Origin of the sequence: Spiroplasma endosymbiont of Aspidapion aeneum (assembly GCF_964031045.1) — a bacterium.
Classification (GTDB): Bacteria; Bacillota_I; Bacilli_A; order Mycoplasmatales; family Mycoplasmataceae.
The window spans coordinates 188,529-212,992 of the sequence record NZ_OZ034994.1 but is presented as its reverse complement, the minus strand read 5'-3'; the positions used below and the strand labels follow the sequence as shown (position 1 = coordinate 212,992).

At 26.6% G+C, this 24,464-nt stretch carries 24 protein-coding genes; 1 reads left to right on the top strand and 23 read right to left on the bottom strand.

The features are described from left to right. Nucleotides 1-294: 294 nt before the first annotated feature. From AAHM97_RS00995 to AAHM97_RS00970, 6 genes are all read right to left on the bottom strand, one after another. Nucleotides 295-1,935 (bottom strand): YfcC family protein, encoded by a 1,641-nt coding sequence (locus tag AAHM97_RS00995; protein WP_342269091.1) that lies wholly within the window; start codon nt 1,933-1,935, stop codon nt 295-297. A 62-nt stretch (nt 1,936-1,997) separates the two neighbouring features. Beyond that, nucleotides 1,998-2,972, bottom strand: a complete 975-nt coding sequence (locus AAHM97_RS00990; RefSeq protein WP_342269090.1) for a hypothetical protein — start codon at nt 2,970-2,972, stop codon at nt 1,998-2,000. Next, on the bottom strand, nt 2,956-3,927 hold the full coding sequence (locus AAHM97_RS00985; RefSeq protein WP_342269089.1) for a hypothetical protein: 972 nt from the start codon (nt 3,925-3,927) through the stop codon (nt 2,956-2,958). Before AAHM97_RS00985 ends, AAHM97_RS00990 begins: the two co-directional genes overlap by 17 nt. Continuing rightward, complete coding sequence (locus tag AAHM97_RS00980) at nt 3,928-5,172, bottom strand: ATP-binding cassette domain-containing protein (protein WP_342269088.1); 1,245 nt, start codon at nt 5,170-5,172, stop codon at nt 3,928-3,930. It abuts the gene before it with no gap. Between the two features lie 7 nt (nt 5,173-5,179). Further along, nucleotides 5,180-5,902, bottom strand: coding sequence for a hypothetical protein (locus tag AAHM97_RS00975; protein WP_342269087.1), 723 nt, complete (start codon nt 5,900-5,902; stop codon nt 5,180-5,182). A 14-nt stretch (nt 5,903-5,916) separates the two neighbouring features. After that, nucleotides 5,917-7,476: a formate--tetrahydrofolate ligase gene (locus tag AAHM97_RS00970; protein WP_342269086.1), complete on the bottom strand. Its 1,560-nt coding sequence runs from the start codon at nt 7,474-7,476 to the stop codon at nt 5,917-5,919. An 81-nt stretch (nt 7,477-7,557) separates the two neighbouring features. Here AAHM97_RS00970 and AAHM97_RS00965 point away from each other — a divergent pair, with 81 nt between their 5' ends. Further along, entirely contained in the window at nt 7,558-8,409 is an 852-nt protein-coding gene (locus AAHM97_RS00965; protein ID WP_342269085.1) for a bifunctional 5,10-methylenetetrahydrofolate dehydrogenase/5,10-methenyltetrahydrofolate cyclohydrolase, read from the top strand. Nucleotides 8,410-8,487: 78 nt separating this feature from the next. Here AAHM97_RS00965 and AAHM97_RS00960 read toward each other — a convergent pair whose 3' ends face one another. The 17 genes from AAHM97_RS00960 to uxaC form a co-directional block, all read right to left on the bottom strand. Then, nucleotides 8,488-9,072, bottom strand: coding sequence for a hypothetical protein (locus AAHM97_RS00960; protein WP_342269084.1), 585 nt, complete (start codon nt 9,070-9,072; stop codon nt 8,488-8,490). Nucleotides 9,073-9,088: 16 nt separating this feature from the next. Beyond that, the gene (locus AAHM97_RS00955) at nt 9,089-9,361 is read right to left on the bottom strand and encodes a hypothetical protein (RefSeq protein WP_342269083.1); all 273 of its coding nucleotides are present in this window, start codon (nt 9,359-9,361) and stop codon (nt 9,089-9,091) included. Continuing rightward, a complete protein-coding gene (locus AAHM97_RS00950) occupies nt 9,334-9,786 on the bottom strand; it encodes a hypothetical protein (RefSeq protein ID WP_342269082.1) in 453 nt (150 codons plus the stop codon). The genes AAHM97_RS00955 and AAHM97_RS00950 overlap by 28 nt, the downstream gene beginning before the upstream one ends. Before the next feature lie 276 nt (nt 9,787-10,062). Then, nucleotides 10,063-11,076 carry a PfkB family carbohydrate kinase gene (locus tag AAHM97_RS00945; protein WP_342269081.1) on the bottom strand — a complete coding sequence of 338 codons (1,014 nt, stop codon included), beginning with the start codon at nt 11,074-11,076 and terminating at the stop codon, nt 10,063-10,065. Next, on the bottom strand, nt 11,076-11,705 hold the full coding sequence (locus tag AAHM97_RS00940) for a bifunctional 4-hydroxy-2-oxoglutarate aldolase/2-dehydro-3-deoxy-phosphogluconate aldolase (protein WP_342269080.1): 630 nt from the start codon (nt 11,703-11,705) through the stop codon (nt 11,076-11,078). Before AAHM97_RS00940 ends, AAHM97_RS00945 begins: the two co-directional genes overlap by 1 nt. Nucleotides 11,706-11,715: 10 nt before the next feature. Further along, nucleotides 11,716-12,030: an L-rhamnose mutarotase gene (rhaM, locus tag AAHM97_RS00935; protein WP_342269079.1), complete on the bottom strand. Its 315-nt coding sequence runs from the start codon at nt 12,028-12,030 to the stop codon at nt 11,716-11,718. Nucleotides 12,031-12,033: 3 nt separating this feature from the next. Further along, nucleotides 12,034-12,414, bottom strand: a complete 381-nt coding sequence (locus AAHM97_RS00930; protein WP_342269078.1) for a hypothetical protein — start codon at nt 12,412-12,414, stop codon at nt 12,034-12,036. After that, nucleotides 12,404-12,802 carry a hypothetical protein gene (locus tag AAHM97_RS00925; protein WP_342269077.1) on the bottom strand — a complete coding sequence of 133 codons (399 nt, stop codon included), beginning with the start codon at nt 12,800-12,802 and terminating at the stop codon, nt 12,404-12,406. The genes AAHM97_RS00930 and AAHM97_RS00925 overlap by 11 nt, the downstream gene beginning before the upstream one ends. A 2-nt stretch (nt 12,803-12,804) precedes the next feature. Then, the gene (locus AAHM97_RS00920) at nt 12,805-13,884 is read right to left on the bottom strand and encodes a glycoside hydrolase family 88 protein (RefSeq protein WP_342269076.1); all 1,080 of its coding nucleotides are present in this window, start codon (nt 13,882-13,884) and stop codon (nt 12,805-12,807) included. 13 nt (nt 13,885-13,897) lie between these two features. Beyond that, nucleotides 13,898-16,000, bottom strand: a complete 2,103-nt coding sequence (locus AAHM97_RS00915; RefSeq protein WP_342269075.1) for a PTS transporter subunit EIIC — start codon at nt 15,998-16,000, stop codon at nt 13,898-13,900. Between the two features lie 11 nt (nt 16,001-16,011). Next, nucleotides 16,012-16,839 carry a 5-dehydro-4-deoxy-D-glucuronate isomerase gene (gene kduI / locus AAHM97_RS00910; RefSeq protein ID WP_342269074.1) on the bottom strand — a complete coding sequence of 276 codons (828 nt, stop codon included), beginning with the start codon at nt 16,837-16,839 and terminating at the stop codon, nt 16,012-16,014. A 10-nt stretch (nt 16,840-16,849) separates the two neighbouring features. Continuing rightward, on the bottom strand, nt 16,850-17,629 hold the full coding sequence (gene kduD / locus AAHM97_RS00905; protein WP_342269073.1) for a 2-dehydro-3-deoxy-D-gluconate 5-dehydrogenase KduD: 780 nt from the start codon (nt 17,627-17,629) through the stop codon (nt 16,850-16,852). A gap of 2 nt (nt 17,630-17,631) precedes the next feature. Continuing rightward, on the bottom strand, nt 17,632-18,471 hold the full coding sequence (gene rhaD / locus AAHM97_RS00900; RefSeq protein ID WP_342269072.1) for a rhamnulose-1-phosphate aldolase: 840 nt from the start codon (nt 18,469-18,471) through the stop codon (nt 17,632-17,634). A 9-nt stretch (nt 18,472-18,480) separates the two neighbouring features. Beyond that, nucleotides 18,481-19,743: an L-rhamnose isomerase gene (locus tag AAHM97_RS00895; protein WP_342269071.1), complete on the bottom strand. Its 1,263-nt coding sequence runs from the start codon at nt 19,741-19,743 to the stop codon at nt 18,481-18,483. Then, nucleotides 19,743-21,197 carry a rhamnulokinase gene (locus AAHM97_RS00890; RefSeq protein WP_342269070.1) on the bottom strand — a complete coding sequence of 485 codons (1,455 nt, stop codon included), beginning with the start codon at nt 21,195-21,197 and terminating at the stop codon, nt 19,743-19,745. Before AAHM97_RS00890 ends, AAHM97_RS00895 begins: the two co-directional genes overlap by 1 nt. Before the next feature lie 1,185 nt (nt 21,198-22,382). Next, the gene (locus tag AAHM97_RS00885) at nt 22,383-23,066 is read right to left on the bottom strand and encodes a copper homeostasis protein CutC (RefSeq protein WP_342269069.1); all 684 of its coding nucleotides are present in this window, start codon (nt 23,064-23,066) and stop codon (nt 22,383-22,385) included. 2 nt (nt 23,067-23,068) lie between these two features. After that, on the bottom strand, nt 23,069-24,463 hold the full coding sequence (gene uxaC / locus AAHM97_RS00880; protein WP_342269068.1) for a glucuronate isomerase: 1,395 nt from the start codon (nt 24,461-24,463) through the stop codon (nt 23,069-23,071). Nucleotide 24,464 lies beyond the last annotated feature (1 nt).

Genomic DNA, 24,464 nt, shown 5'->3' with positions numbered 1-24,464 from the left:
TAAAATTTAGTAAAAATTAAAATTTAATTACATCACCTTATATGCCTAAAAACTCTGCGAATAATTATGTGGTAAGTACACTTTCTCGCAATTAAAAATTGCTAAAAAAGTAATTAAAATTAATTTTAGCATCTTATAAAATAGTTTTTAAATATTTTTTTCTAATTATAAAATTGGTAATTAAAAAAATGATCACTAGCACTCCGCTATTGTGATTATTTTTTGCAACCAAAATATTATTTTCTTATAAATTGATATTAAATTGATCCTAAATTATTTTTTGTATAAAAAATACTATATATTTTTAGGCAATATGTTAGAATCTACTAATAAAGTTCCAATAATTAACATTATTAAACATAGAACAAAAAGACCTAAAATAATTTTTCACATAAACTGTCAAAATTGTTTATATGTAAGTCTGCACAACTCTAAACCTCCAAATATTACACCTGACAGTGGTGTAAATAAATTCACAAGCCCATTTGCCATTACAAATGCTAAAATAATATTTGGAGCAATTGAACTTAACTCAGGGCCATTAGCACCACTAATTAACAATGAATTTATTGTTAATGGTAAAACAGTATTAGCAAAACCAGATGTAGATGGGAGTAAAAATGAAATTAATATAAATAATATAAAAATTACAATAATTTTAAGAACAACAAAATGTATGCTGTTTATAGTATCACCAACACCACCAATTACGATTCATTTAATATTGGAGTCTGATAATGATTGATTTAAACCAGAACTCATAGCTATAATTAATGATACAGAGAGAATACCTTTTGCACCTTCCATAAAAAGTCTTAAAAATTCCTCTTCCCCGAGAGTGTTAATAAATCCCAATATTATTGATGCTATTAGGAAAAAACTACCAACAATTAAGAAGTTATCATTACCATCTCCAAAACCAGGAATAACTCCAGTAATAAATGGCAAATTATTATTCACTCATTTTCCAGAATTTGCAAAATAATCAATTCCTAAAATTGAATCCCATGGGATTATATATATAATCATCATTATAAATGCGCCAATAAAAATTACAAGATTTAATTTTCTTTTTCATGTCATTTCTATTTCTTCAATATTATTTGATAAAAAAAATTTTTTATCTTCTTCAAGAGTTGAAAACGAAACAGACAGTTGGGGATTTTTTCTAATTTTAAGTGCTCTAAACATAACGTATGTTATAGTTGAAGACGTTAATACCAACCATGATACAATTCTTCAAATTAATCCAGTTCCTTCAGTGAACAAATTATGATTATTTGGAGCAGCTGAATTTAACGCTTTTACAGCTGTAGAAACAGCAAACGGATCAATTGTAGCACACATTACACCAACTCCTGCTCCAAGAAATACAATCAAGAAACCTGTAACAGTATCAAAACCTATTAAAAGCATTATTGGAACACATATAATGTAAAAACCAAGGGATTCCTCACACATTCCCTCAACAGTTCCACACAAAGAGAAAAATAGCATCAGCGGAATTATCGCTAACACTTCTCTACCTTTCATTTTTTTTAATATTCTTTGTGTACCAGCTTCTAACGATTTAGAAGCAACAACAATATTAATAAATGCACCAATTGAAAACATAAAAATAATTATATCTGAAGTGTTTTGAAAACCTACGAACGGCTCATAAAAAATATCAATTATACCAAGCGCCTTTACTTTTACTGATACAGAACTTTTTGAATCAGAATCGTAATATGAAGTTGTAACCCCTGAATAGTGTAAAATTCATGAAATAACAACGATCAACCCTATAAGCATAAGAATAATAAGCATTGCACTTGGTACTCTTAATTTATGGTATCATCTATCCTTTGTTAACTCATTATCATTCTTGCTCGGAATATTATTTAAAATTTTATTGTTCCCTGATTTAAACTGATTATTTTTAATATGACTCACTTTATAAATCTTTCTAATATATTTATTATACAATATTCATAATAATAACTAATATAATTATCTTATTTGCTTGTCTTATTTTCAAAATTTTCTTTAAAATTATTATGTATAATATTAACTTCATCTATTGTTAAGCATTGAGCTATTTTTTTTTGGTATTTATCTTGGATATTTTTAATAGAATTAATATTAATAAAATTGCTTTGTGCCTTAATATTATTTATTTTTCATTTTAAAATAGTTAAAAATGATAGCAACAATATAAATCCAATTGATATTAATATCGGATACCAAATGTTATGTCCCATTCCATAATCAACAGAGATTGATTTATTACTTTTATAAAAGACAAAATATAAATCAGTTGCGTTTACATAACTTGCTTGCACAACATTCACAATATATTTCGGAGGAAAGAAATACATTGCATTATCTATAAATGCATACTCCTTAATTACATAATATGGATAAGCACAACCTAAATAATAAACAGCAAAAATATAAAATGTAATTGAAATACAATATGAAGCTAAAAGATTTCGAGAATAAATATATAAGGAATATGCCATAGATATTAGCAATAATCACAATAATAATATTCCAAAAATAAAGTAAAATCAATTAATATTCCCGAGTAAATCTCTTTGAGATTTATAGATAAAGGCATTTCCTAATGTTAATAAAATTATTATAATATTAATTAATAAATTTGATAACATAAAACCAATATATGGGGCAAGTGTTTTTTTTATATATTTAATTCTAGCGTGTAAACAACTTTCACGGTATTGCTTTAATTGAAGAAAAAATAGTTGTGTGGTATTCCTAATCATCCCAACACACACACAACTTGGTACAACAAAATAATCTACACTATGCGTAATAAGTCACATATTTAATACCAATAATATAACAAAAAATCCAATGAAACATTTTATTGGGGAAAAGAAATATGATGTTGTTGCATACTTAAAATAAAAATGTACTATTGAGAATCATTTTTTATCCTTTATAAATGCTTTATTTTCTTTTAACATTATTCGTAGCCTTTTTATTGTTGTGTAATCTATTTGTGATTGAATGATTTTTTAAATATTCCTTAATTTCTTGTTTGGATTCAAGAAAATCAAGATCATGTCTTAATTTTTGTAGATATTCATTTATAAAAAGTAAACTCTCTTTTTGTTTAAATGAATATTTTCAAATATTTAAAAATATTAGAGCACCGAGTAAGATAATTATAAATATAAACAAATTAGCCAGTAAATAATAAATATTTTCACCATATCCAAAAGAGTGTGTTATATTATTGTATGTAAATTGCATATTTTCGGCATTAACTCATCCAACATCCATTAACATTATTGCAGGCCTTTGTATTAATAAATATCCTATTCAATATAAGAAACGATATTGCTCTAATATATTATATGGTATACCTAGTCCTAATAAATAAATTGAAACAAAATAATTAAAAAGACCAAATGTAACAACTCATTCATATGAATTAAATATATACATTCCAGCAATAAATCCTATTAATTGGCATGTAAAAACCATCATAATGTAACCGAGTAAGAATACAGGTACATTCATATCTCTAATAGAATATCTTTGAGATTCAAAACAAGAAGATATAGCTATCAATGTCAATGATAATAGTGTGCATAATATAAAATTAAATATTATAAAAGCAAGTGCTATACTAATCTTTTTAACACCTGAAAAAATCCATCTATCGAAAATATTATCATTTTTGAAAATGAATATTGTTCTAGCAAAATTATACAAACTTATTCTTACACAACAAACACCGATTGCGGATGCTGTAACAAAAGCATCATAAGTCTCTGATACTCCATAAGTATCCTTAAAGAATAGTCAAGCAAATAATGTTAAAATAATTATAGCTCAACCTGTGTATAATCCTAGCAAGTCTGAAATATAATTAATAAATAGTATTTTAAATATTTTTTTTATTTCTCTAAACATTTACTTATTTGCCTTTGTATGCCTATTAAATCTTTTCAATATTTTTTCTTCTTCAAGAATAACTTTTTTCTTATATCTCTCTAACTCTTTGTCTTTGCTATTTATAATATCTAATTTCTGGACTCTAGTTTTTTCTAATTCGAAATCTTTTAAATCTTTTAATATAAAATTTATAAATACATAAGACCCCTCTAAAAAACTATTAATATCATTTCTCAACTTAAAACTAATTACAGATTTATTATAATACCTTTGAAATTTTTTAAATTCTTTTTCAAAATATGAAATCTCAACCTTTATCTGATTATGTCTCTTCATTGTCTCTATTTTTTTACCTAGGTCAGTCAAAACAATATTTATTCAAAAAAGTATTTTTTTTCATTTATTAATTGAAAGTAAAAGTTTCTTTGTTTTTAATTTTCTGTTTTCAAAATGCAATTGAATGTATTTTTTATAAAGTTCCTTATAAATCTCAATGCATTCAAGAGATTTTTTTATATATGGCATATAAATTGGATTAAGAATTCTTTCTGATTTATTTTCTTCAATATATTTCAGAGATTCTAAAAGATATTCTTCATATACTTTATCTCTAGCTTTAGAATCTATAACTTCATCTTTTATTATAACACCCTCATCCATTAGAATGATTCTATTACATAATCTTTTAAACATTGTACTATCAGGAGCTAAGATGATGACCGCAACATCGTTCTCTTCAATATATTTCAATATGAAATCAATAATATTTTTTCTTATATCAACACCAATGGTTGTGGATATGGCGTCAATGATTATAAGTTTTGGCTTTGGCAAAAAAGCTAAAAAAGTATTAAATAGTTGCAATCACAAAGGATCTACCTTATTTAATTTGTTATTTCAATAATCAGATACTCTAAATATACTGTAAAGTTTTTGTAGTCATTGTTCATCTTCTAAATTGTAAATCTCCTTATATAAAGTAATCATGTCTTTTACTCTAAATCCGTCAGGTCAAGATGTCTCTCTGAATTGAAGTCCAATGTTGTTTGGTGAAACACTATCAAAACCATAATATAATTTACCTAAAGAAGGCGCAACATCCCCCGCAATAATTTTTCCTAAAACACCTTTTCCAGAATTTTTAGGACCAATTATTCCAATTACATCACCGTATGAAACCTTAAGGTTAATACCCTTCAAAACAATTAAATCCTTATTAAATATTTTTACAATATTGGATAGCTCAACTACATATTTTTCCATAATTCTCCTAGTTTATTATATTAAAAAAAGCATCAGATAAACTATATAATTTATAATAATCTGGTTTTTTATTTTTATCTCTAAATTGCGGCATAATATCTAACAAAAAAATATATGACAATAATTTATTATTGGATCTAAGAAGGTAATTTTTACCATTATGTAGATAAACAATAGTACCTATTATTAAAATATCAATATCTTTAATTTGATTATTATAAATTTCACGTTGAATAGTATATGATTTATCACAAAATATTAATCTTAGATTTGAATAATATAAGTCATATTCACCCAACTCATAAGATTTACAATCAATATCGTCTCATCTTAAAAGAAAAACCTTTGATTGATATAAATTAACCTCCTCTTTTGGAAAAAGATTGAATCTAACAGGTATTGACTTCAATGGTCTTCAAGATGAAAATACATATTCTTCAATATTTGTAATAAACTTCTCTTCTTTTGGAGACAATGACAAACCTAATTTATTAATTATTTTTTTAAAATTATTTACAAATCTCTCGGAAATATCTGTATTCTTTTTGACTCACCTTCAAAAAACTAAATATTTAAATTCATCAAATAAATTTGCGTTATCTTTGTATTTTTTTTCTATCGCTCTAATTTTCATTCGAGAAATACTAACAATATTGTCCTCATTAAGCTCCCATATCCACTTTCTTCTTAGAGTATAAAATGAAATATCTTTACTAAATTTTACAAACATTATTCCCCCATATGCTAGTCTAAATTTTCTATTTTATAATTTTTCATATTAAACATTATTTTTTCAGCATTTGGATTTTTATTTAATCCGGGCATAGAAAATATATTATTTAAATAGACAAGAACAAACCCCGCTCCTTTATTAATTATTATATCATTAATAACAATCTTATTTTCATTATTGCCACTTAATGTTGTGGGTGACTTAACAATACAGATTGGCAAAAAGTTCTGATCTTTTTTTTTCGCAAATTCTAATAGCTTTTTTTGAGAAATATCAGAATAGATTATTTCATCAATATCATAAAAGTTTTTTGAAATTAATGCTATTTTTTCTTCAATAGAATTATCTTTGCTAACAACTGTCTTAATATCTACTTTATTATCACACAATTTAATAATTTTTTTTGATAATTTAGTTGCTCCTATTGGTCCATCGGTGTAGGCTGAACAATATTCGTAATCAATATTATTATTGACTAATCATTCCTCAAGCTCTTCTTCTTTATCTTTAAATCCACTAAACTTATTAATAGCAACAATCATATTTAAATTAAATTGTTTAATATTCTGTATATGTCTTTTTAGAAATTTAAAATTATTTTCAAAATCATTGTGCTCTAAAAGTGCCTTAATTGTTACAACAAGAACAACACAATCTGGTATAAGATTTTGCTTGTTGAAATTTATAAGATTCATATATTTTTCAAATCCTAAATCACTTCCAAATCCACATTCTGTTATTGTATAATCTGATAACGAAAGTGCAATTTTTGTACTTATTATTGAATTAGTACCCACCGATATATTAGCAAAAGGACCACAGTGTATTAGAGAAAGTGTGTTGTAAGCACTTTTTACAATATTTGGATTGAATGCATCCTTTAGTATTGACAAAATACTACCTGTTATTTTAAGATCTTTCACAAATAATTCATTCCCCTGATTATTGAAACCAATTGTTGAATTTTCTAATTTATTTTTAAAATCATTAATATCCTCACAAATTGTCATAATGTTCATAATATCGCAGGCTGGCGTTATGACAAATTCTTCACATCTTGTGATAAATTTACTGATTTTAATATCTACCTTTCTTAAAGATCGATCATTTAAGTTTGATGTTCTTTTTCAAGTGACTAAATTATGATTAATATCAAGGTCGGTCTTTCAGTATATGTGATTATCAATAATTGAACTAATTAAATTATTTGCCATTTCAATTGCATACATATCTCCGTTAAAATGGAGATTAATATCATCATAAGGTTCTAATCTTGATTCTCCTCCTCCGGTGGCAGTACCTTTTTGTCCAAATACCGGTCCTATTGAAGGTTCTCTTAATGCTAACATAGCTTTTTTACCAAGATTTGTTAGCGCATCACCTATTCCAATTGATACTGTTGTTTTTCCTTCACCAGATTTTGTTGGATTTATTGACGTTGTTAAAATTAACTTCCCTTTCTTGCCATTATTAACATAAGATTGATGCTTAAGCTTGAAAGATTGCCCATATGGTATTAAGTTATTTTTATCAATTTTTCATTTATTTATTAAATTAAGTAGATCTATCATAAAGTGCCCCTATCTACTTATATATATTATCAATTAGAATAATAATAAGCAAGCACAATATAATTAATATATAATAAAATTATGAAATGTAAACAAATAAATGGAATTGATATAGCAAATATAATAAACAAAAGGAGTATTCAATATATAAAAACCTTAAATGGAGATGATATTCCTAAATTGGTTATCATTCAGGTTGGAGATAACTCCGCAAGTAATATATATATAAGGATGAAGAAAAAGTTATGTGAAAAAATTGGCATACAATTTGACCACATTAGGTTCGACGATAATGCTACTAATAGTGAATTAATAAAAAAAATAGATTCATTAAATTATGATAAGTCAGTAACAGGTATTATTGTTCAATCCCCGCTACCCAAAAATTTAGATTGAGATTTTATTGTAAACACTATTAGCCCAAGTAAGGATGCTGATGGTTTTACATATGTATCTCAAGGAAGAGCGGTTTTAGGGCAGTCATTAATAGCACCTGCCACTGCTAAAGGAATAGTTTCATTAATCGATAATATTAATTTTGACATATCAGGGAAAAATATAGTAATAATAGGCAGAAGCAATATTGTTGGTAAACCTGTGGCAAATTTACTAATAAATAGGCAAGCAACTGTAACGGTTTGTAATAGCAAAACAAAACAATTATCTCATATAACAAAAATGGCGGATTTGATAATTGTTGCTATTGGTAAACCCAAATTTATTAATAAAAAATTTATAAGTAAAGGTCAAGTTGTTATAGATGTTGGGGCAAATTTTATTAACGGTGCATATTGCGGTGATGTAGATTATGATGATGTTATTGATTTGGTTGATAAGATTTCTCCGGTTCCTGGCGGCGTTGGTCCAATGACAGTTGCATCACTAATTGATAACGTTACAATTTTACACAAAGAAAGTAAAAAAATAAGATAGTGAGCTACTTATAATATTGTAAAATTTATTAAAATTTGTTGTTATTATTGAGCATGGTTAACCCTAAGGGGAGAGAAGTTAAATAAATATCTCACCTCTTTTTTGTTTGTAAATATAAGTTTGTAATAAATTTTTGTTTTTAATAAATGTTTTGAATGCTTTGTAAAAATCTGAAAGTGAATTAAAGTGATTTCCAACTGATAAATAGAATTGTTCTTTAATTCAACCATTTAATGCCTCTGTTGATGAATTGTGCTTAAAACCAGAATTAGACATTGATATTATAAAATTGTGTTGATGATTTTCATAATTTAGAACTTCATAGGAAAGATTGGCTGAACCTCTATCCATTTGAACTATACAATTTGTGAAGTTATTTTTTGACAGATATTTAGAAATACCAAATAATGTTGAAACAACAGTTTGTGTATTTTCGCCCTGACCGATTGTATATGAAACAACTTTTCTAGTAAATCAATCATAAGCAATTTCACATAATAACTTAGTTCTTTTTCCATTTATAAATAGATCTTTAAATCAAGTTCCATCAATACCAATTTTTTGTCCTGGACATGTTGTATATGTATCATTTCTAATTAAATCATTTCTAATGTTTTGTTTAATTCGCACTGCCTTACTTCTCTTAGTTCAACGAACAGCCACAGGGAATTTTAAGGGGTTATTTTAATTGGTAATCTCGAATGATTTTTCGGCTAACATTAACATTATATGTAGTTTTTATCCACTTATTTATTGTAAAAGCACTCCCAGGAGCATTAAATGTTGTATAAAATTTAGTAATCATATCCTCTGCATTAGGATTAGCTTTTGGTATATATTTAGGGATGAAAGGTGGATAATTTCAGTATTTGAATTCTGATTTTTTTAACAAATTAAAACGTTTTTTGAATGCATAATATTTACTTACAGATACTCCCAATGCATCACACATTTTTTAACAGTTCCAGCCTTTTTAAATTCCTTTATATATATTTCACAAAATGAATGATGCTTATATGGTTTAGTCGTCATCTTCTCCTTCATGTCACGCATCTGTCATGAAGGATCGAACTTTTTTAGCACATTGTTTTGCATCTTAAGTTTTTCATTTTCCCATTTTAATTCTTTATTTTCTTGCTCCAGTTTTTTCATTTTTTTATCTTTTAATATTTCTTCAGATTCAATTTTTGCCATATATTCTTCTTCCTTCATTGAAGATAATTTTAATTCTTCAATATTATTATACCTAATAATCCAATATGAAATAAGCGGCGCACCAGAAGTTATGTTGTATTTTTTAACTATTTCACTAATTTCTATTCCATTTGAATAGTCTAATATTGCTTGATATTTTGTTTTGTAACTATATTTTTTCATAAAAAAAGTAACCTTTCTACTAGTGAGAGGTAAATATTATTTCCTCCCCTTAGGGTTACCTTTGCCATTTTACAATTATTTTATTTACTGTAAAAACTGAGGTTTTAAAAGCTTGATATACCTAACTTCTTTACCTATATTAAAACACCACAAATAATTTATTTAATATAAAAATTGTTTAAAATGAAATAACCATTGTAAATTAAAAAATGTAAAACGTAATTGAATATTACGTCTTACATTAAAATATATCAAAATTATGCAAATATATTTTTTTTATCTTGATACATCAAAGTTATTTTTTAAACCATTAATTTTACTTTTGCAAATTTTAGCATTATCTCCAAAGAAAAAATGTTTTAATATATTTCCTTTCATGGCAAACTCAATAAATTCTTTTGGGTCTTTGTTATTCAAAATTCCATCAACAATCCCTGCAGAAAATATATCACCCGTTCCAATTCTATCAATAATATTTGACAACATATATGATTCTGATTTGTACATCATTAAATCACTATTAATAAAATAGGCTTGTATTTTTTGGCCATTATTTTCTATAAAATCTCTTTTAGTAAAATATACAGATTTTATATTTGGATATTTTTTAAACAATAGTTTAAATCCTTCTAAAATATTTTCTTCAAAAGTAATTTTTTCATCATATTTATAAATTCCCAAAATAAATTGTAGATCTTTAAGTCCTAACGATGCATATGATATAAATGGGAGTATTTCTTCATATAATTTTTTAGCAGTTTTATAATCTCATAATTTAGCTCTATAATTAAAATCGAGTATCACATTTTTCCTTATATTATAGAATTTTTTAATTAATTTTGATGATGAGTTTCTTGTTATTGTTGATGGAGCAAAAGCAATTCCTGAGATATACAAAAAATCATTATTATTGCATATCGTATTCAGCATTTCATTTGATATTTCATTTGTAGCATATACACTATTAACTCGATTATAAACAACATCTGGAATCTTATAACCAGTTCCATCCTCTAAAAAATATAAGCCTAATGGGTTTGGTGATTCTATATATTTAACACTGGAAATATCAACATTATATGAGCGAAGATGATTAAGGCACTTGGTAGTTAGATAGTCCTTACCACACAAAGTGTAAAAAGATACATTATTTTCTCAATTTCCCAAATTACAAGCGACATTATATTCTGCACCTCCAAAATTCATTGATACTAATTCACCTTCTCTAAATATTTGATTTTTTTTAGTCGATAATCTCATCAACATCTCACCATAAATAGCTATTTTCATTATTGATTTACCTTACTAATAAACTGCTTAGCAATTTTGACACAATTATTATAATTATTATCTTTCTCAATATCAATTGTTAGATTTCCACCAATACCAACAGCAACCGAACCCGCGTTTAATCAATCATTTAAATTATTAATATCAACTCCACCTGTTACCATAATTTTAAAATTTGGAAAAGGGGCCAAAACTGATTTAATAAATCCAGGAGTGTAATTATTACCGGGAAATAATTTAACAATTTCTCAACCATGGTTCATAACATTTACAATTTCATTAATAGTCATAACACCAGGGATATAAACTATATTTAAATCCTTCGCATAATTTGAAATGTCTAGATTAAAATCCGGCGCTACTATATATTTGCAACCCAATTCTATTACTTTTTTTGCTTGTTCGATTGATGTAACAGTTCCAGCACCAATTATGACATCTGAATTTTTATATTTTGTTAATTTATTAGAAATAATATCATATGCGTTAGGAATAGTTAATGTTATTTCAATAAACTTAAACCCAGCTTCTATTACAGCGTCTATGGATTTAGATGCTTTTTCTTGTGTTGACAATCTTAAGACAGCAACTATCTTTTCATTAATAAGATGTTCTATTATATTTTTCATATATCTTCCTCTATCTACTAAGTTGAAAAACTTCAGTTAGTTTAATAAATTTTGGAGAACCATCATCATTTGTCTCCATAATGTCTGACATATAAGCTCACCATTTTTTACAAATTCTAGTATTTCTTAACTGTTCTCATTTTTCAGCACTATCAACCTTTAGAAAAGAATAAAGTATATTGTTATCAGTGTCTAAATTAATATAATATTCCTGTAAACCATGATCTAATATAGCCTTTTCCATTTCTGGTCAAAGTTCATCATGTCTTTTTTTGTACTCTTTCTCATAGCCTTTGTTAAGAAACATCTTTCCAATTATAACCATAACCTATTCCTTTAAATACTCGTCAATAATATATGTTAAATTTTTATATCCAGTTACCATTTCTCCAATTACAAGAATATCTATATTGTAGTCTTTTTTTATCTCATTTAAATAAAATTCTGATACAGTTGTGAATGAATTTTTATTTTGCATTTTTTTATTTAAAAGATTAGTTACTCCAATTCCGGTTATTCAGACAATTAAACCCTTTATATAGTCTTCTTTTATATAAGAATCAATGAACTTATTTGTAGCATTAACAAGATTAGTAGTTCTATGTTCTAATAGTTCAATATCATATTGATTGTATTTATACACAAGTGACTTAATATCTTCTTTATATTTTATTTCATCACTAATCATAAGTAAGATTTTATTTTTCATCATCTTTACCAAATGAATGATATTCATTAACATAAATATCATGATAATCATCCTTTACTCTTTCTTTTTGTAGAATAACGTTTTTATATAAACTCATAGACTTATCTATGGATATTTCACGTAATTCATATAAAAACACGTTTGCATCACTAAATAGAATTGTCTCAATTGTATCACATATAGAATTAACATATGTAACAACAAATTTTTTATATCTTATTAATTCTATAAAACAGTTATATAGATTATAACCAAAAATATGAAACCTTGTGTCTGCATTATACTGAAAAATTATTTTTTTTAATTGAACTAAATCACTAAACTCTATAAAATCTTCGGGTATATTTATTTTATCTATATTATTATTTTTTAAGATTATATTTTTCATAGTTAAATAACCTTTATATATTCTATTAATGCTAGTATTGCCATGCTTTGTCCATATGGGTAGTCTCCAAGAATTACTTTTTTATACTCCTCAGAGGTTTTGAAAACAGGTGTTCCACCACTCACATTTAACAAACCGCCTTCTTTCGTGATATTTTTTAACAACCCTTGCACTGCTAAATTAACATTTGTTTGATATTTTTTATCTATTAGTTTGCTGTTAATTGCATACTGTAAACCATATGCAAAACCAGCGGTACAACTTGTTTCTAGATAACTTGAATTATCATCAAGAATTGTGTGTCATAACCCTGACTTATCTTGCAATTTTGATAATTTATCAATGTGATTAATTAAAATATTTTCTAGAAATTTTCTTACTGGATCATTTGAACTCAAGTTACAAATGTTTATTATTTGAGGAATGGCTATGGTTGGTCAACTATTACCTCTGCCTCAGTGAGCCTCTGAAAAATTAGATTTTTCTATGAATGAATAACCGTGGAATCACAAATCATTTTTTGTGTCAAATAAATATTTTGAATGAATTAAAAATTGATATTTTGCTTCATCAATATAATTTTTATTATCTAACAGCACACCAATTCTTCCTATTGTTAAAGCGCTCATCATTAATGTATCTACCCATAATTGCTGTTCGTGGATAGAAGCATATACAACATGCTGGAATCCACCCTCTTTAGTTCTTGGTAATTTATTTACAAGTCATTCCCCCCATTCCTTAATTACATCCAAATATCTACTATCTTTTTTTATTTTATATAGATCACATAAAGTTAACATTTGAACCATTGTATTTATATTTTTTTCGGTTTCTTTTGGTAATTGTTCTTCAAATCAATTATAAATTATATCTAAAAATTTATTATTTTTAGTACTTTCATAAGTTTTCATAATACCATAAAGTCCAACGCCGCTTGTTCACTCTCAAAAAGTAAAATCTCTATTAGGAATTAATCTTCCATCAGGAACTCTGACTGCATACTTATTTTCTGGATCTCTCAGTGTTGAGAGATGTAGTGTTACATCTTCAATAATTTTTATAATATCTTTTTTATTCATTTGTTTTCCTTATCTATTTTATCAAGTTAGATTGTATTGTGTGGTCAGCTACTAATTTAATTGCTTTTGGTGAATTATTGGTATATTCTGTACACTCCTCATAAGAAATTGGGATTATAATGTGATTCATTTTATCAGAAATAAGTTCATATTCCTCATAGTATTCTCTTGCACTTTGTAATACTATTGTTAATTGTGCAACTTTAACTAATTTTCGTGTTTTACCTAATTTTTCACATATACCAGTTCTAACAAATAAAACTCTATTTGGATCTGAATCAAGCCCATTAATAATTGACAAGGCTAATTTTTTTGCCTCATCATTTTTATCTTTTAAAGAACCTATAATCAAAATATTGTTTTGATTTAGATTTGTTCTAATATTTTCCAAACTATATTTAGATTTTGCTTGGCGTTCTTTTAAATACTTTATGTATTCTATATTTTCTTCCTCAATTATTTTATTTTTATTTGCAATTTTTAAATTATTTTTCATAACTTTGTAATCTTCATATTTTTTTCTATCTCTCATAGACATCAACAATATTTCAAAACCAGACATATTTTCTATTGAATCTCTTGAGCTTAAACCATCTTCTATTTCTTTTCTTAATATAAGTCTGTCTTGAATTATTATGAATGGAGACCATACTACGAATGAAACACATAAGGTTAAAAACATACATAGGAATGAAATTGGTTGGACACCAGTAGCCACTGGTAGAACAAATATTCATGGTAGACATCAAGCCACATCTACGTATGGGGCATACATATTTGGTCCCCAATGAATAAATCCATACATTAGAATTGAGTTTGCAATAGGAGCTAAAAGCATAGGTAGGAACAAGACTGGGTTTAATATAACTGGAAGACCAAATAGTATAGGCTCGGGCAGATTAAAGAAACACGCAACAGCTGTTAAAACAAATAAACCTTTCATTCTTTTAGATTTTGCAAAACATAAAATTGAATACGGAACCATAGCTAAACACCCCAGACCACCAATCATATTTGTGGCCGTTGCGGCTACATAACAATTCATCGGTGGTGTTTTAGATAATCCATTTATAAACTCTTGCATTATTTTAGCATTCTCTGTAACATTAACTTGTCTTACAGATTCGAAAATATTTGATATAATAGCATTGTGAACTCCCATAAAATAACATAAGGCACACAATATTTGATAACCACAATAAAATGGTAAAGTATTTGATACGTTATATAAATTTGATAATTTTCCATTAACTCAATCAAATGCTCCTTGTCCTGTGAAATGTAAAATAATAAACGCAGGAATAACAAATATAACAATACTTAAAAGTATAGGTATTAACACCATTACAGTTAACGAAACTGCAAAAGGTACAAATTTCGGTAATCTAATTGTAAAATTATTTTTAAAACATCATTTATATATAAATGGAACTGAAAAAGCAATTATCAAGCTGGGTAACATCCCTTTAGGACCTAGAGCATCTAGAGATACATAACCAAACGCTACTCCACCATTAGTTTTGAAATTAAACGCTGTTCCGGATGGTATATATAAACCACCGTCTTTTATATATTTATCTGGGATAACATGCAATTCATATATGTTTTGTCCCAATGTGAATATCATATAACATGAAACTGCAGCTATTATTGTTACAAAAGGATATATTTTTTTGTTTGTTGTTAGATCCTTATTTAAATGAACGGTCATTTCATACGTAATAGCAACACATGATAATATTCCTGCCAATCCATATGTATAATTAAATACCTCTGTACAAATTTGGTGCAACCAAATTGGTAATCTTCAATTTTTATTGGTACCAAAAGCTGTAACAAGATTTTCTGGAACAGTTTGAATTAGGGTTGATAATCCACCAACAACAAGTAAAGGGATAACCATCATAAAACCTTTCATCATTGATTGAACAAAAACATTTTGTGATAACCTATTTACATGTCTAACAATTATTTCCCCAATTGCTCCAGCTTTTTCCTTTCCATGCTTGTTGTTTAATTCTATTTTTTTAATTAATTCATCTTGATTAATAAATGAACCACTATCTACAAATTTCTCGAGGTCTTGTTTAGATAGTTTTAGGTTGTTCTCTTTCATAAACTCTCCTTTTATTTAATGTTTGATATTTTAATATGGTCCATATCATCAAACTCTTTGTTTTCTCCAGCCATACCCCACACAAAGCTATAGTTACTAGTTCCTACACCAAAGTGGACACTTCATGGAGGATTTATAACAGCTTCATTGTTATGTACAACTAAACTTCTTGTATTACTAGGTTCACCCATAAAATGAAATACTGTGCTATCTTTTTTCATATCAAAGTATAAATATACTTCGGTTCTTCGGTCATGCGTATGTGGTGGCATTGTGTTTCATGCACTACCAATTTCTAAGCAGGTTATTCCCATTGACAATTGGCAAGTATCTAAAATACTGGGATGGATCAATTGATAAATAACTCTTTCATTTATTTCTTCCTTTGTGCCTAATTTTAATTTATTTGCATGCTCAATATCAACAATTTTTGTTTCATATTCCTTATGAGCCGGTGCACTTAACATATAAAATAAGGCAGGGTTTTTATTGTCCTTTGAACTAATTATTATCTTTTGTTTTCCTTTTCCAATATATAAAGCCTCCTTATTTTTGAGAATGTATTCTTTTCCATCAACAGAGACTACGCCATCAAAGCCAATATTTATAATACCCAACTCTCTATTTTCAAGAAGATATTTTGCATGTATATATTCTCCAGAAGATATATCAAGTTTCTTAGATTCAGGTCTTGCCCCCATAACTATCACTCTGTCATAATAACTATAAACTGAATTAACTATATCCTTTTCAAATAAATTGCATATATTATTTTCTCTTAATTCTTCATTTGTCATTTTTAGAAATTCTTTTTTAGAAAATGAATCTGATTTTTTCATATATCCCCCTTTACCTTGCTAATCATCCACCGTCAACAGCAAATATATATCCATTACAATAATCGCTGGCTTTACTAGCTAAGAATACACATGTAGCCGCTACATCAGATGGTTTACCTCATCTACCTGCAGGGATTCTATCAAGAATAGACTTGTTTCTTTCCTTATCAGCACGAATAGGAGCTGTATTTGCTGTTTCAATATACCCGGGAGCAATAGCGTTTACATTTATATTATACTCAGCTAATTCGTTGGCAAATGCCTTAGTTATTCCTGATATTCCATGTTTAGAGGCTGCATAACTTGGAACAAACTTCCCACCTTGAAATGCTAACATTGATGCTATATTAATAATTTTACCTCCGCCTTGTTTTTTGAATACTTTGCAAACTTCACGACTAAGACTATAAATAGAATTAAGATTAATATCCATAACCTTATGTCACTCATTATCTGTACCCTCAAGAATAGGAGTTCTAGAAATTGTTCCCGCATTATTAACAAGCACATCAATTCTTTTAAACCTATCTAGACATGATTTTATTAATTTATCTCTTGATTCTTGCTTTGTTATATCTCCAAACTCAAATTCAAGTTCTCATTTATTTTCATTATATTGTTTTTTCATTTCATCAACATTTGTTTTATCATATGCAAAGATAAATATCTTAGCTCCACAAGACGCTAGTGCTTCTGCATAGTCTTTACCCAAACCGCTATTACCACCTGTTATTACTACTACTTTATTTTCTAAACCAAACATGTCTTTTAAATAATCATAATTTATCATATTTATTCTCCCTTATCTAAAATTTTTTTATTTAAATTATATCCAAAATGTTTCGACATAGTTATTAACTCAATATCGGTTATTTCTTGAATAATCTTTTTATTTGTAGATAATATATTTTGATATATTTTTGCAGATTTTTCTATGCACTCTAATAGACCAAATGCCTCATCTAATGTTTCTCCTGAACAAAAAATACCATGATGAGCTCATATTACCGATCTATAATTATTCATTTTTTTAGCAGTTTCAATACCTATTTCATTTGACCCCGGCACCATTCAAGGAAGTATGCCTATTCCTTCAGAAAATACAAAGCTCGCTTCTGATATCATTTTTCACATTATTTTTGTAAAACTTTTTTCATTCAATTCTTCTGTAAATGTAAGCGAAACTATTGTAGTTGGGTGTGAATGAATTACAACTGAATGTTTTGGGTTCTTATTCAGCCTTGCTGCATGTGATAATAGATGAGATGGCAATTCGCTAGTTGGTTCAGAACCTTTCTCAAATCCTCAAACTGTATTAAATGCGCCACCTTCATTATTCATTTTCACAATACCAGCATTATATTTTGTTTTATTTTTTTTGGCTATATGACGAAAATATTTTCCTTTACCCGTTACCAATAAGTATTTGTTTGCGAGTTCCTTTGTTTTAAATGGCAACTTAGTTTCGATTCCTAGCTTAGAATCTTTTATGTATTTATTTATTATATTATCATCAATTATTAACGAAATGTTTCCCCCATTTCTCTCAGATCAACCATTCTTATACATCTCTAATAATATTTCGCAAAAATCATTAATAATATCTGCGTTGATTATATTTTCATTTAACATAGGATCTCCTTATCGCTTTCTTTTAAACTGAACGTTTCTTTCATATTCCTTAATTTCCTCTAACCACGCTCCATCATATGGAACACCTTCCTGTTCACAATAATAATTTCAAACATCCACTCAAGGAAATGATTTTTGTTCTTCAATGATTGCAAGACGTGATGTAAAGTCATTTGATAATTCAAACTGTTTTAATATTGATGTTGGTTCAAGGCAAGATTTTACAATTGATTTAATTACATTTCTTGTACCTATAACTCAGGCAGCCAATCTATTTATTGTAGCATCAAAGAAATCCAACGCAATGTGTATTCTATCTTCAAAATTATTTCTAATAATTTCAGATGTCATTTCTTGTGTTTCATCATCTAATGATACAACATGGTCTGAATCTCATCGCATAGGTCTTGTCATATGCAATAATAATTCATCTATGAAATTCATAACTGTTGAAACTTTTTGCGAACATTGTTCAGTTGGGTGAAAATGTCCCATATCCATACATAAACCTGTTTTGTTTTCTATAGCATAAGACAAGTAAAATTCATTAGAACCAACAGTGTATGCCTCAATTCCAATACCAAATAATTTTGATTCCATTGTATTCAAAACTTTTGATTTATCATAATCAATAGCATAAATGCTGTTAAGAGATTCTTTTAATCTTTTTCTTGGACTGAACTTATCAACGGTAAAATCCTTATATCCGTCGGGTATTCAAAGATTATTGACGCATTTCTGTTTAAGTTCTGTAGCAAAATATTCTGCTACTTTGATAGATCTTTGACAATGATTTATTCAAAAATCACGAATTTTTTTATCTGGATGACTTAATGTAAAACCATCTTTATACATGTTGTGTGAAAAAAGTGTTGGATTAAAATCTAATCCTATATTTATTTTCTTTGCCCAATCAACCCAACCTTTATAATGTTTTGGCTCTATTTGATCTATATCAATTTTTTCATCTGAATCTATATAAATTGCATGTAAATTTAATTTATGATTACCAGGAATTAAACTAAATACCTTTTCTAAGTCTTGTCTAAGTTCATAAGGATTTCTTGCAGCACCAGGGTGATTTCCTGTAACCATTATTCCTCCAGATAAAGGCTGAGAATTATTCATAAAGCCTTTGACATCATCCCCTTGCCAACAATTTACAGAGATTGGTATTTTTCTTACACGTTCTAAAACCTTATCAACATCTATATTTAGTTTTTTATAAAAACTTTTAGCATATTCGAAGCGATCTTTTATTTCTTTATTCATTATTTTTTTCCCATTTCTATTATCATATTAAATTTATTTATAACACTTTGGTAGTTTATATTATCGGGCTTGTAAATTTCAAATTGAAATGAATCTCTAATTATTTTTTTGGCAGCATTCTCATTATCAATTTCTTTATTTCCCAACATTTGAACAATAATATTACCTATCATTGTTGCGTCTACAAGTCCCGCTATAACATTTTTTTTGCATATATCAGCAAGAGTTTGATTTAATATTTTATTCCTACATCCTCCACCAAAAATATGGATATTATTTATTTTTTTATTTGCAATTTTTTCTAGATTGAATATATTTTTACTATAACAAAGGGCTAAACTATCGATTATACACCTTATTAGTTCTCCGATGTTATATGGAACTGATTGATGTGTCTCGTTAAAATATTTTCATATTTCATAAATCATGTTTTCAGGAACTGTATATCTATCATCCTCACAATTCATTAAATAATTAAATCTTTCATATTTTATCGCTTCATTTATAAAATCCACAATTGAAAACTTATGCGATAAATTTCTTTCTGTTTCCTGTAAAATTCACATTCCTGTAATGTTTTTTAGAAATAAAATACTTTTATTAAACCCAACTAGATTTGTAAATCCCTCTCTCAAGGCATCTCTATATATAATTGGTTTATCTACAATAAGACCCAACAATGATCATGTACCACTTGAGATTAGAACATCATTATTATTATCTGTAGAAGCCGCTAGAAAAGCTGATGCTGTATCGTGAGATGCAACGCTTCAAATTGTACATTCTGGTATATCATATTTTGTTTCTAATTTCTTTAATGTTTTTCCAATCTTTGTTCCTGGTTGAACAATATCCCCAAAGTGCTCTTTTTTAATCTTAAGTATTTCAAGAAAATCTTCTCTAATATTTCCTGTAGAGATATCGTACAATTGTGATGTTGATAGATTTGATACATCTGCTATTTTTTTACCAGTTAACATATATATAAAATAATCTGGAATAAATAATATTTTATCAAGTTCTTTAAATTCTCATATTTTATGTTGATACAATTGAAACATAGTATTAAATTCTAATGGATACACACCGGTTTTTAAATAGACATCCTCAAAGTTAAAAGTCTTTTGTTTCTTAAAGAAGTTATTGGTTCTTTTATCTCTATATGAATAAACACTGTCAATTATATTACCACTTTTATCTATTAGAACATAATCAACACCTCAAGTATCAATTGATAAATTACATTTATTTATTCTCATAGATTTTATTTTCTTTAAGGCAATCAATATCTCATCAAATAACATGTCTATATCCCAAACAATTTTGTTTTCTTTTTTGTAAATTTTGTTTGTAGCCATATGAATTTTTTCAAAAATTATTTTATTATTTTGAATATAAGATAATCCTACTTTTATGGAACTAGCACCTATATCAATACAAACATACTTTTCCATTTCCACCTCCAATATTAATATAATAATTGATATTTAAGAAGAAATATTAATTATATAGGTATAAAGAAATATTTTCATATAAAAAAAATATTTCCTTTTAACTAAAAAAATATAAAATAAGTATAAAATATTTTTATTAAATATTAATTGTTTATATTAGGAAAGTTAAGTGTAATTCAGTCTATATCACATATACTAAAAAGTATCCAGATAAGAATATTATTTATTAACAAAAAGAGACAGCCAAAATATAAAATATTCCCACTTTTTTATTATTATCAAAGAAATTTATTTTAAATATAATAAGTATTTGGTTCATTGTTTCAATTGACAAAAAATGATTAAAATATTTCCATAAACTAAAGTTTTTTTATTATTGTATACATAAGAGATTATATTCAAATTTTTTTATCATATGTAAGTAAATACTAATGAAAATATGAATAAAAAAAGGTATATATTTAAAAAATAATAATTACGGTATAAAATACAGTAGATAAAAATTAAATAGATATGAGTACTGCTGTATTTTATTAAAAAAATAATAAATAATATTTATCAATTGATAGAAACTTATTTTATTGCAAATTATAAACTGAACTATTTTAGATTTCTGAACGATATTTATATTTAATTAAAAGCCTTAAAATAACTTAATTCCACTGTAAAAACTAATAATTTAATTATTTATTGGATCAAAATTAAAGTTTTACGATAAATAATTTAAAAAATTTGTGTTGATAATTACGGTTTATAAAATAAATGTCTAAGGGAATTAATCCTAAAATAACAGTTAAGTTATGTATAATTTATTACTTTTAGATATGAAATCTTAATAAATTACAAAATAAATTATTGACTATTAATAAGATTTAAAAAATAGTTAATGATTATTTATAATTTTAAGCTGTGCTTATTAATATTGTGATAAATAAAAAATATTTATAATAATTATGTGTATCATTATCTAAGGGTAATTTTTCCTGTCAATTTTAAGTAGTAAACACAAATTTAATAAAAATTTCTATGATTAAATTATAATTTTAATTATTCTATATTGATAATAAAAAAATAACCACCATAACAACTAATTATTTTTGTTGCTATCATGGTTATAAATTAATTTTTTATTTAATATTCAAAATAAAATATAGCAATTTATTTCAATATTATCATAGATATAATTTATTTAAATTTTGATACCATCCCATTTACAAATTCAGGGTTAATCATTTCTTCCCATGACTCATTATATCTTATTGAAGATCCGATATGTAATGAAATATTTCCAAGTTTTTTTAAAATTGATATATCAGCGGGGGAAATTGAACCAGAAACTATTAGTTCAAATTTTTCATCAAAAATAGCACTACTCATTATTTCTTTTATTTTTTTAATATTATTTCTAGCAGGTGTTGTACCACCTTGTAAACATACACCAGAGAAACCAAGTGATTTAAGCTTGATTAAATCTTGAATAGGATCACACACAATATCAATTGCCTTTCCAAAAATTACTTTTTTAGAACCTGCATTAGATTTTAATAATTCAATTTTTTTTCAATCAATACAGTTCTCTTCATTTAAAATCGAAAACATAAAACCGTGTACATTTTCTTTTTCAAAATTTTTAACATATTCTATATTTTTATTTAATTGTTCAGTGCTCATTAAATAATTACTACCATCGTCTCTTACTAACACATGTATTTTTTGTTTAATATTATTTAGAAAATGTTTCACAAACTCAATCGATGGTGTGAGACCATTGTGTTTAATATCCTCACAAAGCAAAACTCGTTCATTATTAGATACTTGTAAATTAGCTAAATCTTTTTTATCAACGATAACAAGTTCAATATTTTTCATATTTAATACCCAAAAAATTCTTTTGCATTATTAAAGAATATATTTTTGATATTTCTAACTAAAATTTCCTCATCATTAACACATAAACCTCTGTTAGCTCATGTTGCAATAATATTGCATAGCAATCTTCGATAATAATCATGTCTGGTGAAAGAGGAAAATGAGCGAGAATCAGTTAACATTCCAAGGCTCACACCTAAGCTTTGGAGCTCGGCAAAGTCATTTATTTGTTTTGTGTTGTTTGTTAATGTATCCGCAAATCATCACGCTGTTCCTAATTGTATTTTTCCTTTAATACCATTTTCATTTTCTTGATAGCAACCAGCGATTGTTGCTATAGACATTCAGTTGGTAGCATTTAGTGAAAAAAGTGACATTTTTGGCAATTTATCTTCTGATTTTAAAGTACCTAACACATCATTTAATTGTTTTTCCACAAATTGCTCTCCAGAACAATCAAAACCAGTATCAGGACCTAATTTAGAAAACATAGGCTTGTTTGCGTCTCTTTTACAGTTTAAATGTACCATCATAACTCAATTTAAATCATGGTATTTTCTAGCTAAATCTAATAAAATATTACCTATAAATTTAGCAAATTCTCCGTCATTTAACATTTTTCCTTTTATACGTTTGGTTATTATTTCATTTAGTTCGTTTCGTGTTGCTGGTTCATATAATACAACATCAACCGCATGGTCAGCTCCCCTACTTCCTTTAGTATGAAAATAATCAATTCTATTATACAACGCTTCTATAAGACTTTCATAATTGTTTATATTTACATCAGATATTTTTGATAATTTTTTAATATAATCATTAAAACCTTCAGCATTGATTTTCATTATTTTGTCTGGTCTGAAATTTGGAATTACCTTAACTTTATTTCAATCATCTTTAAGCTTTGTGTGCTCTTCCAATAAATCTATTGGGTCATCTGTTGTACAAACAGCATATACATTAGACATTTCTAAAAAACTTCGGCATGTCATTTTGTCTAGTTGTTTATTAACTTGTTCTCATATTTCTTTTGCATTTTTTAATATTAATGGTTTTTTAATATTAAAATATTTTGTTAATTCCAATTGAGACCACTGCGATACTGGATTACCTAACATCATTTCACATGATTCAACAAATTTAATATATTTATCATAATCATCCGCATTACCAGTTATATATTTTTCAGAAACACCACATGTGCGCATTTGTCTTCATTTATAATGATCCCCGGTTAATCATAAATCAGTTAAGTTTCTAAATTTATAATTACTAAGCATTTCCTGCGGTTTTAGGTGACAATGATAATCTAATATTTGCATATCCTTAGTTTTTGCATATAATTTTTCTGCTAATTCTGACTCTAATAAAAAATCTTCTCCACAAAATTGTTTCATA